Below are 21,947 nucleotides of genomic sequence, written 5' to 3' on the forward strand. Positions count from 1 at the left end.
TCCCGGTAGTTCGGTCCGCTAAGTATACGGCCCGGAAAGTCCGGTCGAGACCGGCGTGACGCGATCGGCCGACTGTGTCCCCGATCACTAGAACGTGTTACATTTCGCCGCATGATCCTCGATCGGTTCAAGCTCACCGACCAGGTCGCGGTGGTCACCGGCGCCGGACGCGGCATCGGCGCGGCCACCGCCGTGGCGCTCGCCGAAGCGGGCGCCGACGTCGTGATCGCGTCCCGGACTTCCGCCCAGCTCGACGAGGTCGCTTCGCGCGTCTCGGCGCTCGGCCGCCGGGCCGTTCCGGTGCCGGTCGACCTGTCCGCGCCCGAGGCCGCCGCGGCACTGGCGGCGACGGCGGTGTCGGAGTTCGGGCGGCTCGACCTGGTGGTCAACAACGTCGGTGGCACGTACCCGCGGCCGTTGCTGGAGAGCTCCGTCGAGTTCATGGAGGAAGCGTTCCGCTTCAACGTGGCGACGGCCCACGCGTTGACGGTGGCGGCGGCGCCCGCCCTGCTGGAGACGGGCGGCTCGGTGGTCAACATCTCGTCGGTGATGGGCCGCGTCTCGGGTCGCGGCTTCGCGGCGTACGGGACGGCGAAGGCGGCCCTGGCGCACTACACGCGCTTGGCGGCGGCCGACCTGGCCCCGCGGGTCCGGGTGAACGCGATCTCGGTGGGCTCGGTGGCGACGTCGGCGCTGGAGATCGTGGTCGGCAACCCGGAACTGAAGGCGAAGATGGAAGGGGCGACCCCGCTCCGGAAGATCGGCGAAGCGGAGGACATCGCGGCGACGGTGGTGTTCCTGGCGTCCCGCGCGGGCGGGTACATCACGGGCAAGATCCTCGAGGTCGACGGCGGGTTGCAGGCGCCGAACCTCGAACTGGGCCTCCCGGACCTGTGACCCGCCGGACCCGAGCGCCCCAAGGCGGCCTTGGGTGCGTCTGACGCACCGAAGGCCACATTGGGGCGCTTGAGACCGGCCGGAACTGTCGGTGGTGTCCGGTAGCGTGGCGATCGGGGGGCGGCGCCCGAGTCCGCGCACGACGAAGGCCGCCACCTGGTGTCCGGCGGCGGCCTTCGGGAAGCGCTCAGCTCTCTTCGGTCTTCTTCGGCTCCTCCGCCGGGGCGTCTTCCGCGGGCTTTTCCGCGGGAGCCGGGGCCTCGGCCGCCACCTTCGCGTGCTCCGGCTCGTTGTCCTCCGGAGCGGCCTCCGGTGTCACCGCGTCCTTGCCCACCAGGGTCTCCGGCGCTTCCCGCGGCCCCCGCCGTCCGGCGACGACGAAGTACGCCACCGCCCCGAGGAACAGCAGGATCGACGTCCACACGTTCACCCGCAGCCCGAGGATGTGGTTCGCCGTGTCGGTCCGCATCATCTCGATCCAGCCGCGGCCGACCGTGTAGCCCGCCACGTACAGCGCGAACGCCCGGCCGTGGCCCAGCTTGAAGCGCCGGTCCGCCCAGACCACCAGCAGCGCGACCAGCAGGTTCCACAGCAGCTCGTACAGGAACGTCGGGTGGACCGGGCTCTCCGGCAGCGGGATGTGCCCCGTCGCGACGCCGTTCAGCAGGTTGTCGGGGTCCTCCGGGTTGAAGCGCTGGAAGACCTCCATGCCCCACGGCAGGTCCGTGTGCGCGCCGTAGAGCTCCTGGTTGAAGTAGTTGCCGATGCGGCCGATCGCCTGCGCGACGACGATGCCCGGCGCGACCGCGTCCGCCATCGCCGGCAGCGGGATGCCCTTGCGGCGGCAGGCGATGAGCGCGCCCACCGCGCCCAGGGCGATCGCGCCCCAGATGCCGAGGCCGCCGTCCCAGATCGCGAACGCGTTCCACGGGTTGCGGCCCTCGGTGAAGTACAGCTCGGGGTCGGTGATCACGTGGTACAACCGGCCGCCGACCAGGCCGAACGGCACCGCGAACACCGCGACGTCGATCACCGTGCCCTTGGTGCCGCCGCGGGCGACCCAGCGACGCTCGCCCCACCAGATCGCCACGATGATGCCGGCGATGATGCACAGGGCGTACGCACGGATCGGGATCGGCCCCAGGTGCCACACCCCACGGTCGGGGCTCGGGAACGTCGCGAGGTAGGCGCTCATCACGCGGCCACCGTAGCGCTAAGGCGCCGGAGCATCCAAGGCGGCCAGGTACCCCGCCACCAGCGCGTGCGCGACCTGGGTGACGGCTTGGTCACGCGGGAGGAACCGCTCGTCGTGCAGGCTCGGCACCCCCGCCGTGTCGCCGAGGCCGACGAACAGCATGAGCCCGCGCGTCCCGCCGCCGCAGTAGTGGGCGAAGTCGTCGGCACCGAAGGACCGGAACTGCTCGTCGACGACGAAGCCGGCGTGCCGCAGCCACTGCTGCGCGCCCGCGGCCAGCGCCGGGTCGTTGTCCAGGACCGGCTCGCACGGGCTGATCTCCAGCTCCGCCGTGCAGCCGTGGGCCCGGGCGGTGCCGTGCACGATGTCGGCCAGCGTCTCCAGGGCGCGCTCGCGGTCCTTCGTGCGCATCAGGCGCAGGGAGCCGAACGCGCTCGCGCTGTTCGGGACGACGTTGGCCGCCGCGCCGCCCTGGATCCGCCCGATCGAGCAGACCGCGCCGAACACCGGGTCGATCCGGCGTGACGCGATCTGCTGCAGGCTCACGACCAGCTGCGACAGCGCCAGGATCGGGTCGCGCAGCAGCTGCGGGTAGCCCGCGTGGCCGCCCTGGCCGCGCATGGTGACCTCGAACTCGTCGGTGGAGGCGTTCACCGGGCCCGGCACCGCCGAGACGACGCCGTGCGCGATCCGCGGCTGGACGTGCGCGCCGATCACCGTGTCCACGCGGTGTTCGGCCAGCACCCCGGACTCGACGACGTCGAGCGCGCCGGGCGGGGACGTCTCCTCCCGCGGCTGCAGCAGCGCCAGGATCGGCCGCGGCACGCCGACGCGCTGCGCGGCGCGGGCGACGGCGACCAGCGCCGCGAGGTGGACGTCGTGGCCGCAGGCGTGCATCAGCTCGTTCCCCGACGCCCACGGCACGCCGGTGCCCTCCAGCACCGGGAGGGCGTCGAGCTCGGCCCGCAGCGCCACGGCCGGGCCCGCTCCCCCGGGCAGGAGGATCGCCCGGCCGGTCTTGGCGACGCGGGTGCCGTCGCCGGCGCCGAGCGCGGCGGCCACCAGGCGGGCGGTGTCCTCCTCGTCGCCGGACCCGCGGGGGTCGGCGTGCACGGCGTGCCGGAGCTCGACGGCGGCGGGCAGTTCTTCGGCGATCGCCTGCGTCCACCGGGTCCACAGATCACTCACACGTGCTCCAAGCGGTAGATCCTCTTCGCGTTCTCGTGCCCCACCAAAGCACACAGCCGGACGGCGTCCTGTTCGGACATCGCGTCCGCGGCCAGTGCCGCGCGCACGAAATCCGACAAACCCTGCCGGAACAGGGCCGTGCCCAGGTGGTACAGCTCGGCCAGGCCGAAAGCGTCGGTCGAGAAGAGCACCTTCCCGAACGGCGCGAGCTCCAGCAGCTCGGCCAGCACGGCCGGCGCCCGGAAGCCCGCGTTGTGCGTGATGAGGCCGGCGTCGACGAACACGTGGTCGAAGACCTGCGCCAGGTACGCGGCGTGGCGGTGGAACGGGTAGTTGTGCAGCAGCAGGATCGGCACACCGCTGCCGCGGGTGGCCCGCAGCAGCCCGGTGAGCAGCAGCGGGTCGCACCGGTGCAGGTCGACGTCGGCGTCGCCGTAGCCGACGTGGAACTGCACCGGCAGGCCGAGGTCGAGGCCGGTGAACACGAGGTGCCGGTGCAGGACCTCGTCGGCCAGCCGCCCGCCGCCCGCGGCGAGCCACCGCCCGGCGGCGGCTTCGACTTCCGGCGGCGAGGGCCGTTCCCCCGCCAGCTCGAGGCCGACGCGGTAGGCGGCGATCGACTTGAGCCCGACGGCTGTTTCGGCGCGTTGGCCCAGCTCGTCGGCGAACGCGGCGGCGAACCCGGCCGCGGTGCTCCCCCGGATCACCGCCTCCGCGACCTGTTCCAGCCGGACGACGTCGTGCGCGCGCGTGTCCGCCAGCCCCGCGAACTCGGCGGTGGTGGTCAGGGAGTCCGGCAGGAACCCGCCGTCCAGCAGGAAGTCGGTGGTGCCGGTCGCCCGGAGGAACCGCCGGGCCACCTCGTCCGCGCCCAGTGCGGCCCGGCGCTCGAGGTAGACCTCGGCCGGTGCGTGCTTCGGAAGATCCAGGACGGGCGCACAACGTTCGCGCACGGCCAGCCCGATGAGCGAGTCGAACAGGCTCGTACCCAGCGGCGATCGCGCGTCGGCCTCGGTCAGCATCGCCTCGAAGCCCGCGCGGGTGACGTCCCGGGTGACCACACCGTGGCAGTGGTGGTCCACCAGCGGCAGGTCCGCGACGAACGGGAGCAACCCGGTCATGCGCCTCCGTCCCCAGTCGTCAGCCTCTCCCCCACCCTACGAGCGAAGCCGGGCGCGGACAGCACGGCGAGCACCGCGAGCGCGAGCACCGCCGCGGCCACCACCGGGAACCACCGCGCCGGGCCTTCGGTCGGGTACGGGACCACGTTGACGTACACCGTGTACCCGAGCACGACGAGCGCGCCGATCGGGAAGACGAGGTGCCACCCCGGCACGCGCATCCGGCGCTTCACGAACAGCAGCCGGATCGCGCCGATCGTCGTGAGCAGGTAGCTGATCAGGAGGATGAGCGTGCCGATCGAGCCGGACCAGGCGAAGGTGTCCGACGCCGTCGCGCCGAAGAACACCGCGCACACCACGATGATCAGCGCCGCCGCGCCCGCCACGGCCGTCACGGCGGTCACCGGCGTCCCGCGGCTCGACGTGCGGCCGAGACCACGGCCGCCGACCGTGTCGCGGCCCAGGGCGTAGAGCAGCCGCGAGCCGCCGACGACGCACGCCAGGCAGCAGCCGAACGCGCTGATCGCGGCGCCGACGCTGATGACGTCGCCGACCCAGGCGCCCGCGTACCGGCTGCCGAGGTCGCCGAGCAGCGACGGCGAATCGTGGAACACGCCGGCGTCGCTGCGGAACGCCATCATCTCCACCGCCGTGACCACCACGAAGTAGCCGCCACCGAAGATCGCGGTGCCGAGGATCGCGCGGGGGATGTTGCGCTTCGGGTCGTGGGTTTCCTCGCCGAGCGTCGCGGCGGCTTCGAACCCCGCGAAGGACAGGAAGCCGAAGACCGCGCCGAGGAACACGCCGGACAGCCCGGTCTCCGGCACGAAGACGCCCATCGTGAAGCGCGCGCCGCCGGGGGCGTTCCCCGCGAGGAGCCGGACCAGAATCACCACGGTGACCAGCAGGATCACCGCGATCGTCGCCCCCTCGACGGCGAGCAGGGTGCTCGTGCCGCGGCGGGCGGGCAGCACGGCCAGCAGCCAGGCGCCGACCAGCGCGACGGCCGTCGGCACGAACGGCCCCCAGGACGGCGGATCCGGCCAGATCCCGGTCTGGGTCAGGAAAGCGGTGGCCAGCGTGCCCGCGGCCGAGCTGGTGACGACGGCGTAGAACGTGTACGTGCCGAGGAGCCCGATACCGGCGACGACGCCCGCGCGCGGGCCGAGGGTGGCGCCGACGAAGGCGTACACCGAGCCCGCGTGCTGGTAGTACCGGCAGAGCTTGACGAAGCCGTAGGCGACGAGCAGGACGCCGACCGCGGAGAGCAGGAAGGCGAGCGGCACCGCGCGGCCGGCGGCCGCGGCGGTCTGCTGCGGGTTGATGTTGGCGGCCATGCTCGGGGCCATCAACGCCACGGACAGGCCGACGGCCTGCCAGACGGAGAGGGAGCGGCGCAGCCCTGGACGGGTTTCGGCGGTGTCTGACACGATCTTCACCTCGTTTCTCGAGCGAGAAGCACTCAAGTGAACATCGACGGGGGCAGGATGAGCCAGCTCGATCGGGCAGAACTCGCGCAACAGGGCGCTCTCCGCGCCGACGGCCTGCGGGCGGCCGGGGTGGAGCTCGTGGCGCTGACGTTCGTGGACAACAGCGGCATCGCGCGGGTGAAGGCGGTTCCGGTGGACCGGCTGTGGTCGGCGGCCGCGTGGGGGGTCGGCGCGTCGAACTCGTTCGACTTCTTCCTGGCCACCGACGACATCGCGGACGGCACGCATTCGCGCGGGCCGGTCGGTGACCTGCGGCTGCACCCGGACCTCGACGCGCTCGTGCCGCTGGCCGCGCAGCCCGGGTGGGCGTGGGCGCCGGTCTGGCGGTACGACCAGGAAGGCGTGCCGCACCCGCAGGACGCGCGGGCGCTGGCGGCGGCCGCGACGGCCCGGCTCGCGGAGCTCGGCTACAACGCGCGGACGGCGTTCGAGATCGAGTGGGTGGTCACGGCGGCCGACGCGCCCGGCGATCCCCGTTCGGCCACCGCGGGCCCGGCCTACGGCTACGCGCGGCTTTCGTCGCAGGCGCGGTACCTGCGCACGCTGGTGTCCACGCTCGCCGCGCAAGGCGTTGCGGTGGAACAGATCCACCCGGAGTACGCGGCCGGGCAGTTCGAGGTTTCGGTGGCCGCGGGCGACCCGGTGCGCGCCGCGGACGTCGCGGTGCTGACGCGCGAGACGATCCGGACCGTGAGCGAGCAGCACGGGCTGCGGGCGTCGTTCACGCCGAAGTTCGCGCCGGACGGCGTCGGCAACGGCGGGCACGTCCACCTGAGCCTGTGGGACGGCGACCGCAACCTGTGCGCCGGCGGCGACCGGCGGTTCGGGCTGACCGAGACGGCGGAGGCGTTCGGCGCGGGCATCCTTTCGCGGCTGCCGGCGCTGCTGGCGATCGGTGCGCCTTCGGTCATCAGCTACCTGCGGCTCGAACCGCACCACTGGGCCGGGGTGTTCCGCGCGTGGGGCCTGGAGAACCGCGAGGCACCGCTGCGGCTGGTCCAGGGCCCGGCCGGGCAGCGGGACCGGGCGGCGAACTTCGAGGTCAAGTGCTTCGACCTGACGGCGAACCCGTACCTGGTGGTGGCGGCGCTGATCTTCGCGGGCCTGGCCGGGGTGGCGGGCCGGGAGAGCCTGCCGGAGCCGGTCGACGTCGACCCGGGGACCCTCCCGTCGGCCGAGCGGCTGCCGGTTTCGCTGGCCGAGGCCGTGGCGGCGTTCGAGGCGGACCCGGCGTTGACGTCGGCGTTCGGGGCGGAGCTGGCGACGACGCTGATGGACGTCCGCCGCGGCGAGCTCGACCGGCTCGGCGCGCTGCCGCCGGAGGAGCTGTGCGCCGTGATGCGGTACCTCCATTGATCTTTCGTTCCGGAACCTTTTGCCGCGAATGCCGTTTTCGTGCCGGAAATCGTCCTGTGATCGGGCCGTTATCTGTGCTAGCGTCCTGCGCCGGGTGAGGTGAGGAGGCCGAAAGAAGGCACGATCCATGCCAGAAGCTCGTCCCCGCCACCGGCAACGGCCCTGGAAGCTCAAGGTGACCGTCGCGGTGGCCGCGGCGTCGCTGGGCGCGGTCGGAATCGCGGTGGCCGCACCGCGCACCCCGGCACCGCCGCCCGCGATCCCCGATTCGGCGTGCACCGTCAAGGTGCCCGATGATCCATTGTCGGCGCGCGGTCTCGCGACGCCGTACCAGCTCGGCGCGACGGACCCGCGGCACGGCGCGTGCCACGAATCGGTGGACGCGCAGGGCGCGTTCGCCGAGGCGACGATCCTCGACCCCGCGACCGGCAAGCTGTCGGTGTACCACCCGCTGGTCGTCGACGCGGGGTCGGCGCCGGCCGCGCCGCCGGTCGTCCCGGCGCTGCCGCGCGGCGCGGTCGTCGGCCTGTGGTTCGGGTTCAACGGCGACACGCTGACCCTCGACGGCGGCCGAGCGGGCCGGTGCGTCAACGGTCTCGGCGGTTCGCTGTTCGGCCAGGTCGGTTTCTGCAACGCGCAGGCCTTCTTCGACGCGGCGAACACCGCCGTGCGGGCCGGCAAGCTGTGGATCCCGCCGCTGGGCCGGGCGAAGGACGGCCGGCCGTGCCCGTCGGTGCGCGACTTCTCGCTGGTGGACCAGGACCAGAGCGACAACGTGACGACGACGTACCTCGCGACGCGGGACGGCCGGACGGCGCAAGCCACGGCGGCGAACTCGCGACACCTGGGGAAGCCGGTGACGCTGGCGAACGGCAGCGACAACCGCCTGCTCGACGCGTTCGTGGACCCGGCACTGGGCTGCACGCCGTTCACGGCCCCGGACCTGACGGACGACGGCCGGCCCACGACGTCACTGGCGTTGAACGAACTGCAGGCGGCGGCGGGTCAGCGGACCCCGGTGGCGCTGGTGCCGCCGGGCGACCCGATGACGCTGGTGGACGGGAAACCGAGTGCGGCCAAGACGAACCTGTACCGCGCGGGGGTCGACCAGCCGCCCCTCGACCGGCGTTCGACGAGCACGCGGGCGTACTGCCGTTCGTTGCGGACGTCCGGGCTCGACCGCCTGACGTCGGACCGCCGGTTGCTGCGGGCGGCGGCGTCGCCGGATGACGGGGTGGGCTTGCTGAAGTTCCTGACGGATCGGCTGAAGGGATCGTTGCAGCAGCTGGGGTGCACGCACCCGGCGGCCTCCCGGCACCCGGCCGCGGCGGCCGAGCCGGACCCGGCGGACCAGGCCGCGGCTTCGGACGCCGTGCGGACGCTGGACACGCTCGGCTGAGGCCGCGGCGGAGGGGGCGGTGGCCGCTGCTGGGTGGCAGCCGACCGACTCCGCCGGACTTCCCGCCCCGCCGGCCGCGTTCAGCCCGCCAGTGCCCTGGCGACCTCCGTGCGCAGCTGCGGCAGCTTCGCGTACAGGCGGTCGCCGGGGCATTCGGTGTTGTAGAAGTCGCGGTGGCCCTTGATCTCCTCGACACCGATGCCGTACTGGCGGCAGATGTAGGCGCAGAACACGACGAGCGACGCCCACTGCGCCTGCGGCGGCTCGACGCTCGTGTACGTGCCTTCGTTCTCGATGCCGATGGCGTTGGTGTTCTGGCCCGGGCAGTGGGCGCCCTGGATCATGGTGGTGCCGCCGCGGAGGGCGTCGAGGCTGCCGTGGCGGCCTTCGAGGCGGTAGCCGCCGCGGCTGACCGTGAAGTGCTGGCCGGTGTCGGACCAGCCGTTGTTGTCGATGTGGTCGTGCTGGTCGTCGCGGGCGACCTGGAAGGCGTGCGCGAGGGAGTAGTCGGTGCTGTTGGGGCACGCGATGTGGTGGATGAGCACCCGGTTCGCGGGGTGGTCGAGCGTGGTGAGCGCATCGGCGGGCGGCCGCGCCCCCCATTCGGCGCAGCTGTAGATCCGCGGCGCGGTCCCGGCAGCCCGGGCGGCTTGCGGGAGGAGGAGCCCGGCGGCCCCGGCGGCGGCGAGCCCGGCGGCACCGCGGAGGAAGCCGCGCCGCGGGAGGTGTGCGATGTCCATGGCACGGACCCTGCCGCGGCGGCGTACAGCTTTCGTACAAGAACCGTCAGAGGCGAAGGGTGGCTTCGAAGGGGCGGGTGAAGTGCAGGACAGTCGAGGATCACCAGGTCGGGGTCAGGAGCCGCCGCGTTCCGAGGCGCACGTTCACGCCCGGTAGCAACTCAGGCCTTCGCGACCGTCCGCCGCACGCCCTCCGCCAGCTCCGCCGACAGGCGGCGAACCCCCTCGGCTCCCTCGGCCGCCGCTGTGACCAGGGCCGAGCCCACGATCACCGCGTCCGCGAAAGATGCCACCTCGGCCGCCTGGTCGCCCGAGCGGACGCCCAGGCCCACGCCGATCGGCAGCGATGTGTGGGCCCGGGTGCGGCGGACCAGCTCCTCTGCGCCCGCGCCCACCTGGTCGCGGGCGCCCGTCACGCCCATCACCGCGGTTGCGTAGATGAACCCCGAGGACGCGGCCGCCGTCAACGCCAGCCGCTCCTCCGACGACGAAGGCGCCACCAGGAAGGTGCGGTCCAAGCCGTGCGAAGCCGAAGCTTCCATCCACAGACCGGCCTCGTCCGGGATCAGGTCCGGGGTGATCAGGCCGAGGCCGCCCGCCGAGGCGAGGTCGCGCGCGAAGCGGTCCACGCCGTAGCGGTTCACCGGGTTCCAGTACGTCATCACGACCGCGCGGCCGCCGCGCGACGACACCGACTCGACCACCTCGAACAGGTGCTGGAGGCGGAAGCCGTTGTCCAGCGCGGTCACCGAGGCGGCCTGGATCGTGGGGCCGTCCATCACCGGGTCCGAATACGGGACGCCGACCTCGATCAGGTCCGCGCCGCCGTCGACGCACGCCGCGATCAGGTCCTTCGACCCGGCCACGGTCGGGAAGCCGGCCGGCAGGTAGCCGATCAGCGCGCCGCGGCCCTCCGCGCGCGTGGCCGCGAAGAGGTCGTCGAGCCCGCTCATCCGTTCACCAGTCCGAACCACTTGGCCGCCGTGTCCATGTCCTTGTCGCCGCGGCCCGAGAGGTTCACCACGATCAGGCCGTCCGGGCCCAGCTCGCGGCCCAGGTCCAGCGCGCCGGCCAGCGCGTGCGCCGACTCGATCGCCGGGATGATGCCCTCGGTGCGCGACAGCAGCTTGAACGCGTCCATCGCCTGGGCGTCGGTGATGGGGCGGTACTCGGCGCGGCCGGTGTCCTTCAGCCACGCGTGCTCCGGGCCGACGCCCGGGTAGTCCAGCCCGGCCGAGATCGAGTGCGACTCGACCGTCTGGCCGTCCTCGTCCTGCAGCAGGTACGTCATCGCGCCGTGCAGGTTGCCCGGGGTGCCCTTCGTCAGGGTCGCGCCGTGGCGGTTGCCCTCGATGCCCTCGCCGCCCGGCTCCAGGCCGACCAGCCGCACCGACGGGTCGTCGTAGAAGCCCGAGAAGATGCCGATCGCGTTCGACCCGCCGCCGACGCACGCCGCGACGACGTCGGGCAGGCGCCCGGCCTGCTCCAGGATCTGCGCGCGGGCCTCTTCCCCGATCACGTGGTGGAAGTTGCGCACCATGGTCGGGAACGGCGCCGGGCCGGCGGCCGTGCCGAACAGGTAGTGCGTGGTGTCGGCGTTGGTGACCCAGTCGCGCAGCGCCTCGTTGATCGCGTCCTTCAGCGTCCGCGAACCCGTCTTGACCGGGATGACCTCGGCGCCCAGCAGCCGCATGCGGGCCACGTTCAGCGCCTGGCGCTCGGTGTCGACCTCGCCCATGTAGACGACGCAGTCCAGGTCGAGCAGCGCGCACGCGGTGGCCGTCGCGACGCCGTGCTGGCCCGCACCGGTCTCGGCGATCACGCGCTTCTTGCCCATCCGCTTGGTGAGCAGCGCCTGGCCCAGCACGTTGTTGATCTTGTGGGAGCCGGTGTGGTTCAGGTCCTCGCGCTTGAGGAACACCCGCGCCCCGCCGGCGTGCTCGCCGAAGCGCTTGGCCTCGGTGAGCAGCGACGGGCGCCCCGCGTAGTCCTTCAGCAGGCGGTTGAACTCGTTCAGGAACTCCGGGTCGTGGCGGGCCTTGTCGTACTCGGTGGCGACCTCGTCGACGACGCCGATCAGCGCCTCCGGCATGAACCGCCCGCCGTACGGGCCGTAGTAGCCGCGCTCGTCCGGGTCGTGCTTGTCGTGCTGCTGCTGGGTCACCGCGACGGCCTCGGGCAGGCGGGGTGGGAACCGGCGGTGACCAGCTTGACCAGGGCGCCCTTCGGATCGCCGGAGGCGACCAGGCCCTCGCCGACCAGCACCGCGTCGGCGCCGTGGCCGGCGTAGGACATCAGGTCGCCCGGGCCGCGGACGCCGGACTCGGCGACCTTGTAGACGTCCATCGGCAGGCCGGGGGCCAGCCGGGAGAAGACGTCCCGGTCCACCTCGAGGGTGTGCAGGTTGCGCGCGTTGACGCCGATGACCTTGGCGCCCGCTTCGAGGGCCCGATCGGCTTCCTCGGCGTTGTGGATCTCCACCAGCGCGGTCATGCCGAGGGACTCGACGCGGTCGAGCAGCGCGACGAGCGCGTTCTGCTCCAGCGCGGCGACGATCAGCAGCACCATGTCGGCGCCGTGCAGGCGGGCCTCGTGCACCTGGTAGGGGCTGACGATGAAGTCCTTGCGCAGGACGGGGATGTCCACCGCGGCGCGGACGGCGTCCAGGTCGGCCAGCGAACCGCCGAAGCGGCGCTGCTCGGTGAGGACGCTGATCACGCGCGCGCCGCCGGCCTCGTAGTCCTTCGCCAGCGCGGCCGGGTCGGGGATGTCGGCCAGCTCGCCCTTCGAGGGGCTGCGGCGCTTGACTTCGGCGATCACGCCGATGCCCGACTCGCGCAGCGCGGCCATGACGTCGCGGGGGCCGGGGGCGGCGGCCGCGCGGATCTTCAGCTGGTCGAACGGCAGCGCGGATTCCCGCACGGCGAGATCTTCCCGCACGCCGGCGACGATGTCTTCGAGCACGCTCACCGGGCGCCCCCACCAGGGCGCGTGCTCACGGATTGACTCGCAAGGTCGCTCACAAAAACCTTCCCCTTCCCGCCGAAACGATGCTAACCCCCGCATCCGAGACGCCCGGTTCCGGGTGTGCGCGTTACTCCGAATGCCCGCCACGGACGTCCGTCGGGTCTTCCCCTTCGGACAGGGCGTCCCACAGCTGGACGTCGGGGTCACGGACCTTTTTCCGGGTGGCCGGGGCCGCGTACTTCGCCCCGAGCCGGGTGGCTCCGCCCGCACCCTTGACAGCGGCCAACCCGCCGGCGGCGACGAGAATTCCCCCGAGCACGGCCAAGCCGCGGCCGAGCAGCATCTGGGTCACCGGCAGGCCGTCGGCGTAGCCGGTGAACCGGACCCCGGCGACGCCGATCCAGATCGCCGCCGCACCGGCCAGCGCGAGCACGACGCCGAGCACGCGCCGCGCCCAGCCGCCCGTGGCCACCAGCCCGGCCACGCCGGCCAGGGCCAGCAGCGCCAGCGGCACGAGCGCGGTGGCCCGCTGCTCGCCGGTCTCGCGGTACAGGACGGTCCCGCGCACGCCGCCGTCGCGGAATTCGGCGAACCACGTCAGCCGTGACGCACCCCACAGCGCCAGCGCGCCCAGCAGGAGCGCGACCACCATCATCCACAGTGGACGCCTCGACGCCGTCGCCACCGCCGCGGTGGCCGCGTCCGGGGAGGCGGGCCGGTCGACGCCCGGCGCGTCCGGTGTGTCAGACACGGGCGGTGTCCGCGGCCTGGTCGAGGGCGCCGGCCGCCACCATCGTCTGCGCGGCGGCCACCGCCGACAGCACGGTGCGCGCCTTGTTCAGCGACTCGGTGTCCTCGTAGTCCGGCACCGAGTCGGCGACCACGCCGCCGCCGGCCTGGACGTGCGCGATGCCGTCCTTGACCAGGGCCGTGCGGATGGCGATCGCGGTGTCGGCGTCCCCGGCGAAGTCGAGGTAGCCGACGACCCCGCCGTACAGCGCGCGGCGCACCGGCTCGAGCTCCTCGATCAGCTGCATCGCCCGGACCTTCGGCGCGCCCGACAGCGTCCCGGCCGGGAAGCACGCCGTGACCGCGTCGAACGCCGTCTTGCCCTCGGCCAGCTCGCCGGTGACGGTGGACACGATGTGCATGACGTGGCTGTAGCGCTCGATCTGGAAGAAGTCGACCACGCGCACGGTGCCCGGCTTGCAGACCTTGCCGAGGTCGTTGCGGCCGAGGTCGACGAGCATCAGGTGCTCGGCGCGCTCCTTCTCGTCGGCCAGCAGGTCCTTGGCCAGCTGCGCGTCCTCCTCCGGGTCGGCGCCGCGCCAGCGGGTGCCCGCGATCGGGTGCGTGGTCGCGCGGCCGTCCCGCACGGTGACCAGGGATTCCGGGCTGGAGCCGACGATGTCGAAGCCTTCCAGCCGCAGCAGGTACATGTACGGGCTCGGGTTGGACGTCCGCAGCACGCGGTAGATGTCGAGCGCGTCGGCGGCGGTGGGGATCTCGAACCGCTGCGACGGCACGATCTGGAACGCCTCGCCGGCCTTGATCGCCTCGACGGCCTTCTCCACGGCCGCGTGGAAGTCCGCCTTCGACCGCTTCCGGACGAATTCGGGTGCGGGCCGGTCGAACGCGGCGACGGTGGCGGGCGCGGGGACCTGCAGCTGCTCGGTCATCGCGCTCAGCCGCGCGACGGCGTCGTCGTAGGCCGCGTCCACGCGCTCGGGCGAGTCGTCCCAGTTGACGGCGTTCGCGATGAGCGTGACCGTGCCCTCGTGGTGGTCGAACGCGGCGAGGTCGGTGGCCAGGAGCATGGTCAGCTCGGGCACGTCGAGGTCGCGCTCGGCCAGCTCCGGCAGCCGTTCCAGCCAGCGCACGGCGTCGTAGCCGATGTAGCCGACCATGCCGCCGGTCAGCGGGGGCAGCCCGGGCAGCGGCTCGGTGTGCAGGGCCTCGATGGTTTCGCGCAGGACGGTCAGCGGGTTGCCCTCCGACGGCAGGCCGACCGGCGGGGTGCCGGTCCAGACCGCTTCGCCGTCGCGGACGGTCAGCGCGGCCGGGCTGCGGACGCCGATGAACGACCAGCGGGTCCAGGACGCGCCGTTTTCGGCGGACTCGAACAGGAACGTGCCGGGCCGGTCGGCGGCGAGCTTGCGGTACACGCCGATCGGTGTCTCGCCGTCGGCGAGGACCCGGCGCACGACCGGGATCACGCGGCGGCTCTCGGCGAGGACGCGGAAGTCCTCGCGGGACGGGCTGACCGTGCCGGGACCGGCCGAACCGGCGGATGCGCTGACCATGGCCCTCATTGTGCCGCTCGGCCGGATCGGGGCGGGCGCCGGGCCGTAATTCAATGGCTGTTGAATTACACGGGCGCCTGGGTCATGATGGAGGCGTGAGCACCACGGGGAACACCGAGACTACCGGCCGCCGCCGCGGGCGCCGGCCCGCCGGCCAGGACACCCGCACCGCGCTGGTCGAAGCCGCGCGGGCCGTGTTCGCCGAGAACGGCTACGACGGTGCGACCGTGCGCGCGATCGCCACCCGCGCCGGCGTCGACGCGGCGATGGTCAACCACTGGTTCGGCAGCAAGGAGGGGCTGTTCGCGCAGGCGGTCCTCGAGCTGCCGTTCGACCCCATGGAGCTGCAGCAGGCGTTGCGCGACGGCCCCGACGACGAACTGGGCGAACGGATCGTCCGCACCTTCATCACCCGCTGGGACAGCGCGGGCGGTGGCCAGTTCGTGGCGCTCATCCGCAGCGTCACCGGCCACGAGCAGGCCGGGCACGTGCTGCGCGACTTCTTCCGGAAGTTCTTCAGCGCGGTGATCACCTCGATCGGCTCGGACCGCACCGCGCTGCGGATGAACCTGTGCGCGACCCAGATGGTCGGCCTGGGCGTGGTCCGGTACGTGGCGAAGTTCGAGCCGCTCGCCACCGAGGAGGTCGAGGTCCTGGTGCGGGCGATCGCGCCGAACCTGCAGCGCTACCTGACCGGCGAGATCGGCTGAGCCCGCGAGCGAACTCCCGACCCAAGCGCCCCAATGTGGCCTTCGGTGCGTCAGACGCACCGAAGGCCGCCTTGGGTGCGTCTGACGCAACCAAGGCCGCCTTGGGGCGCTTGCGCTATCCGGTCGTCGCCCGCGGGGTGAGGGCGGAGACCGGGACCAGGTGCGGTCCGGGCGTGTCCGAGCCGTACGGGAACAGGACGACCATCTGCCGTCCCCAGCCGCCGATCCACGCGCGGCGGCGGGCCAGCGCGTCCGGGCGGTGCAGCGACAGCGCGCACCGCAGCTCGATGGCGCTGCCGTCGCGGTAGCGGGCCTCGATCTCCGTGGCGCGCCGCACGGCGGGCACGACGGTCACGGTCGCGATCCGCCAGCCGGTGGCCTCGACCGCGCGCGCCCGGCGCCGCCAGCCCACCGCCGACGTCGCCGTGACCGGCAGCGCGGCGAAGCCGCAGATCAGCAGCACCACGCTGAAGCCGGAGCTCGCGTTGGGCTCGGCCGTGGTGCGGACGTGCGCGGGGTCGGCCGGGTCGTAGACGACCGTCACCACCTCGCCTTCGTGGTACGCGTGGTCGGTGTCGCGGTCGATTTCCCCGGTCCAGGACGCGTCCGGCGAGTGGTAGCGCACCCAAATCGACGGCGTGCCGTCCCCCTTGGCCGGGTTCACGACCGAAAGCACCGAGCCGTCCACGCGGACGCCGGTCGCGAGCAGGGCCGCGGCGGCGCGGTCCGCGGCGATGATCCCGGCGAGGCCGCCCACGAACAGCACGCCGCAGACGGCGGCGATCGCGGTGGCCCGGCGCGCGGTCCGGCGCAGGCGCACGGTCTGGGCGTCGAGATCGATCCGGCCCTCGCCGTGGGAGCCCGCCCGCCCGGGCAGCCAGGCGCCGAAGTCCGGCACGCCGTCGCGGAGCCGGCGGTCCGCCGCCTGCGAGCGGTGGGCGCCGACCGCGGCGAGGGCCAGCGAGCCGGTCAGGATGGCGGCCTCGCCGGCGAGTTCGCCGTCGGCGAAGACGTAGTCCGGGGTCAGCAGCGAGTACGCCGTGCCCGCGCCGAAGAACAGGAAGACGAGGACCGCGAGCACGCTCACGGCGGACCACGCCATGCGGCGCGTCATCGGCGGGACCGGCGGAAGGCGCTCGCGGCGCGCGGGGTCTTCGCGGCCGCCGGAACGACGTAGGGCCCCGCGCGGCGCGGTCCCTGCGGGAAGAAGACGGCCATCTCCCGCCCCCAGCCGCCGACCCACGCGAGGCGGTCGGTGAAGTCCGCCAGTGCCTTGGCGCCGTGCGTCGAGGGCACCGCGCGCAGCACGATCCCGGTACCGTCCGGGTAACGGACATACAGCGTCGGCGGCGGCCGCCTCCGGGGGGCGGCGGAGCGGACGGGCACGACGTCGACGGTGGCGACCCGCCACCCGGTCGCCGCGACCGCGCGGGCCCGGCGCCGCCAGCCGAGCGCGGCCCCGGCCGCCACCGGGGCCCCGGCGAGCCCGATCAGCAGCGCGGCGACGCAGACGCCGAAGACGAACTGGTTTTCGTTCCGTTCTTCGGTGGTCCGCACGTGCGCCGGATCGGCCGGGTCCACGACGACGGTGACCGCCTCGCCCGCGTGGTAGGGATGCCCGGAGTCCCGGACGATCTTCGCGGTCCGGCCGCCGTAGCGCACCCGCATCGACGGCGTGCCCTTGACCGGGGCGGCCACGGACACCACCACACCGGGGACCCGGTCACCGGTCGCGAGGAGTTCGGCGGCGGCCTCGTCGAGCAGGCTCATCCCGGTGAGCCCGCCCGCGAACAACGCGACCCAGCCGAGGATGAGCGCCGCGGCGCGACCGGCGGTCCGGCGCAGCCGGGCGGTCTCGGCCCCGAAGTCGATCCGGGGGTCCTGGTCGGCGGCGGCCGGCGCCGGCAGCCAGGCCCCGAAGCCGTTTTCGCCCGCGGTGGCGCGGATCCGGTGCGCGAGCACCCGCAGCCGCCTGCCGCCGAGCACTGCACAGCCGAGGGACACCGAGAAAACGACGAGCAAGGCAGAAATATCCCCCCGGTCGAAGCCCGGATCCGCGACGACGAGCCCGTAAACCGCCACGGCCACCGCGAAGAAGACGAAACCGGCCACGCCGGCGGCCGCGAGGGCCAGCCACCCGGCCCGCCGCCGGGCGAGAGCCCGGAGGGGATCGTCGAGCACCATCCGCCGAGCTTAGGCCCGGGGACCGGCGGCCGATGCTGCGAGAAACGGCACAGGACGGCGAGGCAACCGGACGGCCCCGCCGAGCGTGCCGGTGAGCGGGCCCGCGGGTCACCCGGACGCCGGAGGGAATGGCGGTTCATCGCATTTCGCGGACACCTTCGCACATTAGGGGAATCGACGGGATTCGTATTATCGCCTCATGAAGCCAACGTCTTCGGGGCCCGCCGCGAGAACTCTCGCCGCTTCACTGCGTGAAGAACGCGAAGCGCGGAAAGTCGGACTTCGCGTGCTCGCCGACGAACTGGGCATCCTGCCCCAACTGCTGTCGGCGTGGGAGAAGGGGTACCGCCTGCCGAGCGTCGAGGACGTGTCGGCGATTCTGGCGCTGCTGGGCATCCACGGGGAGAAACGCGACCGGATCCGCACGCTCGCCCGCCACGCCCGGGAACCCAATTGGCTGGCGTCGAGCAACGCCGATATCTCCCACGCCCTCACGGCCTTGCTGGCCTTCGAGAGCACCGCCACCAAGATCACCACCTGGTCGCCGATGCTCCTGCCCGGACTGCTGCAGACTCCCGACTACATCCGATCGATCATGGAAGCCTCTTCGGTTCCGATCGAGGAAGCCGACAAGCGCCTGCGCATCCGGCTCGAACGGCAGGCGGTGCTCACGCGGCGGGAGCCGGTCGCGCTCCGCGCGCTGATCGGCGAATGGGCGATCCGGGAGACCATCGGCACCCCGGCGATCATGTCGGATCAAATCGATCACCTGCTCGAAATATCGCAGCGGACGAACGTTTCCGTACGGGTGGTCCCCGCGGGACTCGGCTACCACGTCGGTTTGACGGGACCGTTCGAGATCTACGAGTTCCCCGGCGCCCCGCCGATCACCTTCGTGGAACACATCCGATCAAGCGCATTTCTCCATGAAAGTGAGCAAACCCTGACCTACCGGCAGGTTGCTAAGATGCTTGCCGAGCGGGCACTGAGCGAGGCAGCTTCCCGGGAACTGCTCGAGGAGGCCGCACACTAGCGGAGGCGACCACATGGCCGAATGGCGGAAGTCATCCCACAGCAACGAAAACTACAGCTGTGTCGAGGTGGCGCTGGGGCCGGTCGTGAGCGTGCGGGACACCAAGGCCCGCCAAGCCGGTCAGCTGACCGTCTCCGCGGGAGCCTGGCGTTCCGTTCTCGACCGGCTGCGCCGGCCTACCGGGCGAGCAGCAGCGCGATGAGCGCCAGCGCGCCCGGGACCACCTGCACGAGCAGGATCCGCTTGCTGGCCGTCGCCGCACCGTAGAGGCCCGCGATGATCACGCAGACGAGGCCGTACAGCTTGAGCTGGAACCCCGTCGGGTCGCTCGCGACGAGGCCCCACACCAGCGCCAGCGCCAGGAACCCGTTGTAGAGCCCCTGGTTCGCGGCGAGCGTCTTGGTCTGCTCCGCGAACTCCTTCGTCGTGCCGAAGCCGGCGCGGGCGCGCGGCGACGTCCAGAGGAACATCTCCAGGACGACGATGTAGAGGTGGATCAGGGCGACGAGCCCGACCAGGATGTCGGCGACGATGGTCACGCGAGTTCTTTCTCCTCGGCCAGGAGCAGGCGCTCCTCGGTGTCGAAACAGGTGTGCGTGCCGGTGTGACAGGCCGGGCCGGTCTGGTCGACGCGCAGCAGGACGGTATCGCCGTCGCAGTCGATCCGCACCTCGCGAACGTGCTGGTAGTGGCCGGACGTCTCGCCCTTGACCCACAGCTTCTGCCGGCTGCGCGAGAAGTACGTCCCGCGGCGCGTGGCCAGCGTCGCCGCGAGGGCGTCGTCGTTCATCCAGGCCATCATCAGCACGTCCGAAGTGGCGTGCTCGACGACGACCGCCGCGATCAGGCCGTCGGCGTTGCGCTTGAGGCGCGCCGAGACGGCCGCGTCCAGGGTCATGCGTTGGCTCCCAGGATGTGCCGCTTGAGCGGCATCGAGTTCAACAGGACGAACGCGTAGCCGTAGCCCGCGAAGGAAAGACCGGAAAACAGCTTCACCCACCACAGCTCGGCGGCGAGCAGCAAAAAGGCGTGCAGCAGCGCGAAGACGACGGTGACGACCAGCCCGCCGACGCGCGCGCTGCCCATCTTGAGCACGAGCCCGGTGGTGACGACGCCACCGAGGATGAGGGCGAGCGCGGGCATCCGGTAGATCGCCAGGCCGGACCCGGCGCCCAGCACCGGGATCAGGTTCAGCAACGCCCACGCGACGGGCAGCCCGACCAGCAGGCCGGCGGTCACCTTCACCTCGACGGGTGCCTGCCAGGACTTCACCGGACTTCGACCCCGCCTTCGCGCAGGGCGCCCTTGACGTCGCCGATCTTCAGCTGTCCGAAGTGGAAGACGCTGGCGGCGAGCACGGCGTCGGCCCCCGCCTGCACGGCGGGCAGGAAGTGCTCGACGGCCCCGGCGCCGCCGCTGGCGATCACGGGCACGCGCACGGCCTTGCGCACGAGTCCGAGCAGTTCGAGGTCGAAGCCGTTCTTGGTGCCGTCGGCGTCCATGGAGTTGAGCAGGATCTCCCCGACGCCGAGTTCCTCGCCGCGGGCGGCCCATTCGACGGCGTCGATCCCGGTCCCGCGCCGGCCGCCGTGGGTGGTGACCTCGAACCCGGAGGCGGTCGGCTCGCCCCCCTCGGGCACGCGCCGGGCGTCGACGGACAGCACGATGCACTGGGCGCCGAACCTCCTCGACGCCTCGCTGAGGAACTCGGGCCGCGCGATGGCGGCGGTGTTGATGCTGACCTTGTCGGCCCCGGTCCGCAGCAGCCGGTTGACGTCGTCGTTGCTGCGCACGCCGCCGCCGACGGTCAGCGGGATGAAGACCTGCTCGGCCGTCCGGCGCACGACGTCGTAGGTGGTCTCACGGTCCCCGGAGGAGGCCGTGACGTCGAGGAAGGTGAGCTCGTCGGCGCCCTCGGCGTCGTACCGCCGGGCCAGCTCGACAGGGTCACCGGCGTCGCGGAGGCCGGCGAAGTTGACACCCTTCACGACCCGGCCCGCGTCGACGTCGAGACAGGGGATCACCCGCACCGCGACAGACATGGCCACCAGCGTAGTCAAGGGGCTCCGGACCGCCGCCGATGGCACGGCCCGGCATCTGCCGTTCACGCCCCGGCCATCCGATTCGTCTAGTTTCCGCCCGTGCGCAGACTCCTCCCGGTGGCCCTCGCCGCCGTCTCCCTGCTGACCGCCGTCCCCGCCGCCGCCGCGCCCCGCGATCCGGCGCCCGTCCTGCAGACGCAGGCCTTCGTCGACGATCCCGGCGCCTCCCCGGCCAACGCCGACGCCGACGATCCCGCCGTCTGGGTGCACCCCCGCGACCCCGAACGCAGTGTCGTGCTCGGCACCCTCAAGGAGGGCGGGCTCGCCGCGTTCGACCTCGGCGCCCGCACCCTGCAGCTGGTCCCGGCCGGGCCGGGCGGGCGGTTCAACAACGTCGACGTCGTCGGGGACCTGGCGATCGTCAGCGATCGGGGGCGGGACCGGATCCGCGTCTACCGGATCGACCCCGCGGGCGCGGCCGCCGGCGGGCACGTGCTGCGGGACGTGACCGACCCCGCCGCCGCGCCGGTGTTCTCCGCGTCGGAGTCCGAAGTGGACGAGCAGCGGACCGCCTACGGCCTGGCCGCGGGCCGGGACCCGCGCACCGGCGTCCGGTGGGTCGCGGTGACGCGGCGGCACGAAACGCGCGTGGCGCTGCTGCGGCTCGCCGACCGGCCGGACGGGACCGTCGGGACCGCGTCGATCGCCACCGTGGACCTGCCCTCGCGGTTCCGCCTGCCGGACGGCTCGGGCTGGTCGCCGTGCGAGGAACCCGGCGAAGGACCGCAGCTGGAGGGCTCGGTGTTCGACGGGCGCGTCCTCTACACCGCCCAGGAGGACGTCGGGATCTGGCGGATCCCGGTGACGCCGGGCGGCTTCGGGCGGCCCGAGCTGGTCGACCGCGTGCGCTCCTTCGGCGTCCCGCAGCGGTGGGACGCCGCCACCGAGGAGTGCGTCCCCGACGGCCCGGACCCCGGTTTCGGCGGCCGGTGGCTGACCGCCGACGCGGAGGGCCTCGCGGTGGCGGACGGCACGCTGTTCGCCTCCAGCCAGGGCGACTCGCGGTTCGTGGTGTACGGCAGGCACGTCCGTGACCTGCGGATCGTCGCCGGCCGCGGCACGGACTCGGTCGAGCACTCCGACGGCTCGGCGATCAGCACGGCGTCCCTCGGCCGCCGGTTCCCGCACGGCCTCCTGGTGGTCCACGACGGCGAGCGCCGCCCCGCGGTGCACGGCCTCCCGACCACCGGGTTCGCCTTCGTCCGGCTGGAGGACGTCCTCGCCCGCTGAAAAGTCCGGGCCGCCGTGCAGCGATCCGGCCC

23 protein-coding genes are annotated in these 21,947 nt (G+C 72.9%); 7 read left to right on the plus strand and 16 right to left on the minus strand.

Annotation, left to right across the window (positions count from 1 at the left end; genetic code table 11):
- The first annotated feature begins 111 nt into the window (after window positions 1-111).
- Window positions 112-897 (plus strand): SDR family oxidoreductase, encoded by a 786-nt coding sequence (locus tag ACLJOU_RS18205; RefSeq protein ID WP_410568812.1) that lies wholly within the window; start codon window positions 112-114, stop codon window positions 895-897.
- 187 nt (window positions 898-1,084) lie between these two features.
- Here the strand turns inward: ACLJOU_RS18205 and lgt are convergent, their stop codons facing one another.
- The 4 genes from lgt to ACLJOU_RS18225 are packed head-to-tail and all read right to left on the minus strand — an operon-like array spanning window position 1,085 to window position 5,831.
- Window positions 1,085-2,092 (minus strand): prolipoprotein diacylglyceryl transferase, encoded by a 1,008-nt coding sequence (gene lgt / locus ACLJOU_RS18210; RefSeq protein WP_410568813.1) that lies wholly within the window; start codon window positions 2,090-2,092, stop codon window positions 1,085-1,087.
- Window positions 2,093-2,110: 18 nt separating this feature from the next.
- On the minus strand, window positions 2,111-3,280 hold the full coding sequence (locus tag ACLJOU_RS18215; RefSeq protein ID WP_410568815.1) for a M20 metallopeptidase family protein: 1,170 nt from the start codon (window positions 3,278-3,280) through the stop codon (window positions 2,111-2,113).
- On the minus strand, window positions 3,277-4,401 hold the full coding sequence (locus ACLJOU_RS18220) for an amidohydrolase family protein (protein WP_410568817.1): 1,125 nt from the start codon (window positions 4,399-4,401) through the stop codon (window positions 3,277-3,279). Before ACLJOU_RS18220 ends, ACLJOU_RS18215 begins: the two co-directional genes overlap by 4 nt.
- Window positions 4,398-5,831, minus strand: coding sequence for an APC family permease (locus ACLJOU_RS18225; protein WP_410568819.1), 1,434 nt, complete (start codon window positions 5,829-5,831; stop codon window positions 4,398-4,400). The genes ACLJOU_RS18220 and ACLJOU_RS18225 overlap by 4 nt, the downstream gene beginning before the upstream one ends.
- 57 nt (window positions 5,832-5,888) lie before the next feature.
- Here ACLJOU_RS18225 and ACLJOU_RS18230 point away from each other — a divergent pair, with 57 nt between their 5' ends.
- The gene (locus tag ACLJOU_RS18230) at window positions 5,889-7,247 is read left to right on the plus strand and encodes a glutamine synthetase (protein ID WP_410568821.1); all 1,359 of its coding nucleotides are present in this window, start codon (window positions 5,889-5,891) and stop codon (window positions 7,245-7,247) included.
- Between the two features lie 127 nt (window positions 7,248-7,374).
- Window positions 7,375-8,646 carry a hypothetical protein gene (locus ACLJOU_RS18235; protein WP_410568823.1) on the plus strand — a complete coding sequence of 424 codons (1,272 nt, stop codon included), beginning with the start codon at window positions 7,375-7,377 and terminating at the stop codon, window positions 8,644-8,646.
- 80 nt (window positions 8,647-8,726) lie between these two features.
- Here ACLJOU_RS18235 and ACLJOU_RS18240 read toward each other — a convergent pair whose 3' ends face one another.
- The 6 genes from ACLJOU_RS18240 to ACLJOU_RS18265 all read right to left on the minus strand — a co-directional run bounded on the left by ACLJOU_RS18240 (window position 8,727) and on the right by ACLJOU_RS18265 (window position 14,656).
- The gene (locus ACLJOU_RS18240) at window positions 8,727-9,386 is read right to left on the minus strand and encodes a peptidoglycan recognition family protein (protein WP_410568825.1); all 660 of its coding nucleotides are present in this window, start codon (window positions 9,384-9,386) and stop codon (window positions 8,727-8,729) included.
- Window positions 9,387-9,547: 161 nt separating this feature from the next.
- Window positions 9,548-10,339 carry a tryptophan synthase subunit alpha gene (gene trpA / locus ACLJOU_RS18245; RefSeq protein WP_410568827.1) on the minus strand — a complete coding sequence of 264 codons (792 nt, stop codon included), beginning with the start codon at window positions 10,337-10,339 and terminating at the stop codon, window positions 9,548-9,550.
- The gene (gene trpB / locus ACLJOU_RS18250) at window positions 10,336-11,568 is read right to left on the minus strand and encodes a tryptophan synthase subunit beta (RefSeq protein ID WP_410568962.1); all 1,233 of its coding nucleotides are present in this window, start codon (window positions 11,566-11,568) and stop codon (window positions 10,336-10,338) included. The genes trpA and trpB overlap by 4 nt, the downstream gene beginning before the upstream one ends.
- Window positions 11,547-12,356, minus strand: a complete 810-nt coding sequence (gene trpC / locus ACLJOU_RS18255) for an indole-3-glycerol phosphate synthase TrpC (RefSeq protein ID WP_410568829.1) — start codon at window positions 12,354-12,356, stop codon at window positions 11,547-11,549. The genes trpB and trpC overlap by 22 nt, the downstream gene beginning before the upstream one ends.
- Before the next feature lie 124 nt (window positions 12,357-12,480).
- Window positions 12,481-13,008, minus strand: coding sequence for a Trp biosynthesis-associated membrane protein (locus ACLJOU_RS18260; RefSeq protein WP_410568963.1), 528 nt, complete (start codon window positions 13,006-13,008; stop codon window positions 12,481-12,483).
- 88 nt (window positions 13,009-13,096) lie between these two features.
- Window positions 13,097-14,656 carry an anthranilate synthase component I gene (locus ACLJOU_RS18265; protein ID WP_410568831.1) on the minus strand — a complete coding sequence of 520 codons (1,560 nt, stop codon included), beginning with the start codon at window positions 14,654-14,656 and terminating at the stop codon, window positions 13,097-13,099.
- Between the two features lie 53 nt (window positions 14,657-14,709).
- On the opposite strand from ACLJOU_RS18265, the gene ACLJOU_RS18270 reads away from it, so the two are divergent.
- Window positions 14,710-15,366, plus strand: coding sequence for a TetR/AcrR family transcriptional regulator (locus ACLJOU_RS18270; RefSeq protein WP_410568833.1), 657 nt, complete (start codon window positions 14,710-14,712; stop codon window positions 15,364-15,366).
- 115 nt (window positions 15,367-15,481) lie between these two features.
- On the opposite strand, the gene ACLJOU_RS18275 is transcribed toward ACLJOU_RS18270, so the two are convergent.
- Window positions 15,482-16,480 (minus strand): DUF3592 domain-containing protein, encoded by a 999-nt coding sequence (locus ACLJOU_RS18275; RefSeq protein ID WP_410568834.1) that lies wholly within the window; start codon window positions 16,478-16,480, stop codon window positions 15,482-15,484.
- Window positions 16,477-17,550 carry a DUF3592 domain-containing protein gene (locus ACLJOU_RS18280; protein WP_410568835.1) on the minus strand — a complete coding sequence of 358 codons (1,074 nt, stop codon included), beginning with the start codon at window positions 17,548-17,550 and terminating at the stop codon, window positions 16,477-16,479. The genes ACLJOU_RS18275 and ACLJOU_RS18280 overlap by 4 nt, the downstream gene beginning before the upstream one ends.
- Window positions 17,551-17,749: 199 nt before the next feature.
- Here ACLJOU_RS18280 and ACLJOU_RS18285 point away from each other — a divergent pair, with 199 nt between their 5' ends.
- A complete protein-coding gene (locus tag ACLJOU_RS18285) occupies window positions 17,750-18,583 on the plus strand; it encodes a helix-turn-helix domain-containing protein (protein ID WP_410568836.1) in 834 nt (277 codons plus the stop codon).
- Window positions 18,584-18,596: 13 nt separating this feature from the next.
- Window positions 18,597-18,785, plus strand: coding sequence for a DUF397 domain-containing protein (locus tag ACLJOU_RS18290; protein WP_410568837.1), 189 nt, complete (start codon window positions 18,597-18,599; stop codon window positions 18,783-18,785).
- Here the strand turns inward: ACLJOU_RS18290 and ACLJOU_RS18295 are convergent.
- Genes ACLJOU_RS18295 through hisF form a run of 4 tightly spaced genes read right to left on the minus strand, consistent with a single transcriptional unit; the run spans window position 18,760 to window position 20,625 of the window.
- Window positions 18,760-19,122: a DUF1304 domain-containing protein gene (locus ACLJOU_RS18295; protein WP_410568838.1), complete on the minus strand. Its 363-nt coding sequence runs from the start codon at window positions 19,120-19,122 to the stop codon at window positions 18,760-18,762. The genes ACLJOU_RS18290 and ACLJOU_RS18295 overlap by 26 nt on opposite strands.
- Complete coding sequence (gene hisI / locus ACLJOU_RS18300; RefSeq protein WP_410568839.1) at window positions 19,119-19,481, minus strand: phosphoribosyl-AMP cyclohydrolase; 363 nt, start codon at window positions 19,479-19,481, stop codon at window positions 19,119-19,121. The genes ACLJOU_RS18295 and hisI overlap by 4 nt, the downstream gene beginning before the upstream one ends.
- Window positions 19,478-19,855 (minus strand): hypothetical protein, encoded by a 378-nt coding sequence (locus ACLJOU_RS18305; protein ID WP_410568840.1) that lies wholly within the window; start codon window positions 19,853-19,855, stop codon window positions 19,478-19,480. Before ACLJOU_RS18305 ends, hisI begins: the two co-directional genes overlap by 4 nt.
- Entirely contained in the window at window positions 19,852-20,625 is a 774-nt protein-coding gene (hisF, locus tag ACLJOU_RS18310; RefSeq protein WP_410568841.1) for an imidazole glycerol phosphate synthase subunit HisF, read from the minus strand. Before hisF ends, ACLJOU_RS18305 begins: the two co-directional genes overlap by 4 nt.
- Window positions 20,626-20,742: 117 nt before the next feature.
- Between hisF and ACLJOU_RS18315 the strand changes: the two genes are divergently transcribed.
- Window positions 20,743-21,915: a phytase gene (locus ACLJOU_RS18315; protein WP_410568964.1), complete on the plus strand. Its 1,173-nt coding sequence runs from the start codon at window positions 20,743-20,745 to the stop codon at window positions 21,913-21,915.
- Window positions 21,916-21,947: the final 32 nt, after the last annotated feature.

It is taken from the genome of Amycolatopsis sp. cmx-4-61 (assembly GCF_046548775.1).
In the GTDB taxonomy this organism is placed as follows: Bacteria; Actinomycetota; Actinomycetes; order Mycobacteriales; family Pseudonocardiaceae; genus Amycolatopsis.

Bases quoted from the DNA above. Each gene is read 5' to 3' on its own strand.
- ACLJOU_RS18205 (WP_410568812.1), top strand. From the start codon at position 112: ATGATCCTCGATCGGTTCAAGCTCACCGACCAGGTCGCGGTGGTCACC.
- lgt (WP_410568813.1), bottom strand. From the start codon at position 2,092: ATGAGCGCCTACCTCGCGACGTTCCCGAGCCCCGACCGTGGGGTGTGG.
- ACLJOU_RS18220 (WP_410568817.1), bottom strand. From the start codon at position 4,401: ATGACCGGGTTGCTCCCGTTCGTCGCGGACCTGCCGCTGGTGGACCAC.
- ACLJOU_RS18230 (WP_410568821.1), top strand. From the start codon at position 5,889: ATGAGCCAGCTCGATCGGGCAGAACTCGCGCAACAGGGCGCTCTCCGC.
- ACLJOU_RS18235 (WP_410568823.1), top strand. From the start codon at position 7,375: ATGCCAGAAGCTCGTCCCCGCCACCGGCAACGGCCCTGGAAGCTCAAG.
- ACLJOU_RS18240 (WP_410568825.1), bottom strand. From the start codon at position 9,386: ATGGACATCGCACACCTCCCGCGGCGCGGCTTCCTCCGCGGTGCCGCC.
- trpA (WP_410568827.1), bottom strand. From the start codon at position 10,339: ATGAGCGGGCTCGACGACCTCTTCGCGGCCACGCGCGCGGAGGGCCGC.
- ACLJOU_RS18260 (WP_410568963.1), bottom strand. From the start codon at position 13,008: ATGATGGTGGTCGCGCTCCTGCTGGGCGCGCTGGCGCTGTGGGGTGCG.
- ACLJOU_RS18265 (WP_410568831.1), bottom strand. From the start codon at position 14,656: ATGGTCAGCGCATCCGCCGGTTCGGCCGGTCCCGGCACGGTCAGCCCG.
- ACLJOU_RS18270 (WP_410568833.1), top strand. From the start codon at position 14,710: ATGGCTGTTGAATTACACGGGCGCCTGGGTCATGATGGAGGCGTGAGC.
- ACLJOU_RS18275 (WP_410568834.1), bottom strand. From the start codon at position 16,480: ATGACGCGCCGCATGGCGTGGTCCGCCGTGAGCGTGCTCGCGGTCCTC.
- ACLJOU_RS18280 (WP_410568835.1), bottom strand. From the start codon at position 17,550: ATGGTGCTCGACGATCCCCTCCGGGCTCTCGCCCGGCGGCGGGCCGGG.
- ACLJOU_RS18285 (WP_410568836.1), top strand. From the start codon at position 17,750: ATGAAGCCAACGTCTTCGGGGCCCGCCGCGAGAACTCTCGCCGCTTCA.
- ACLJOU_RS18290 (WP_410568837.1), top strand. From the start codon at position 18,597: ATGGCCGAATGGCGGAAGTCATCCCACAGCAACGAAAACTACAGCTGT.
- hisI (WP_410568839.1), bottom strand. From the start codon at position 19,481: ATGACCCTGGACGCGGCCGTCTCGGCGCGCCTCAAGCGCAACGCCGAC.
- hisF (WP_410568841.1), bottom strand. From the start codon at position 20,625: ATGTCTGTCGCGGTGCGGGTGATCCCCTGTCTCGACGTCGACGCGGGC.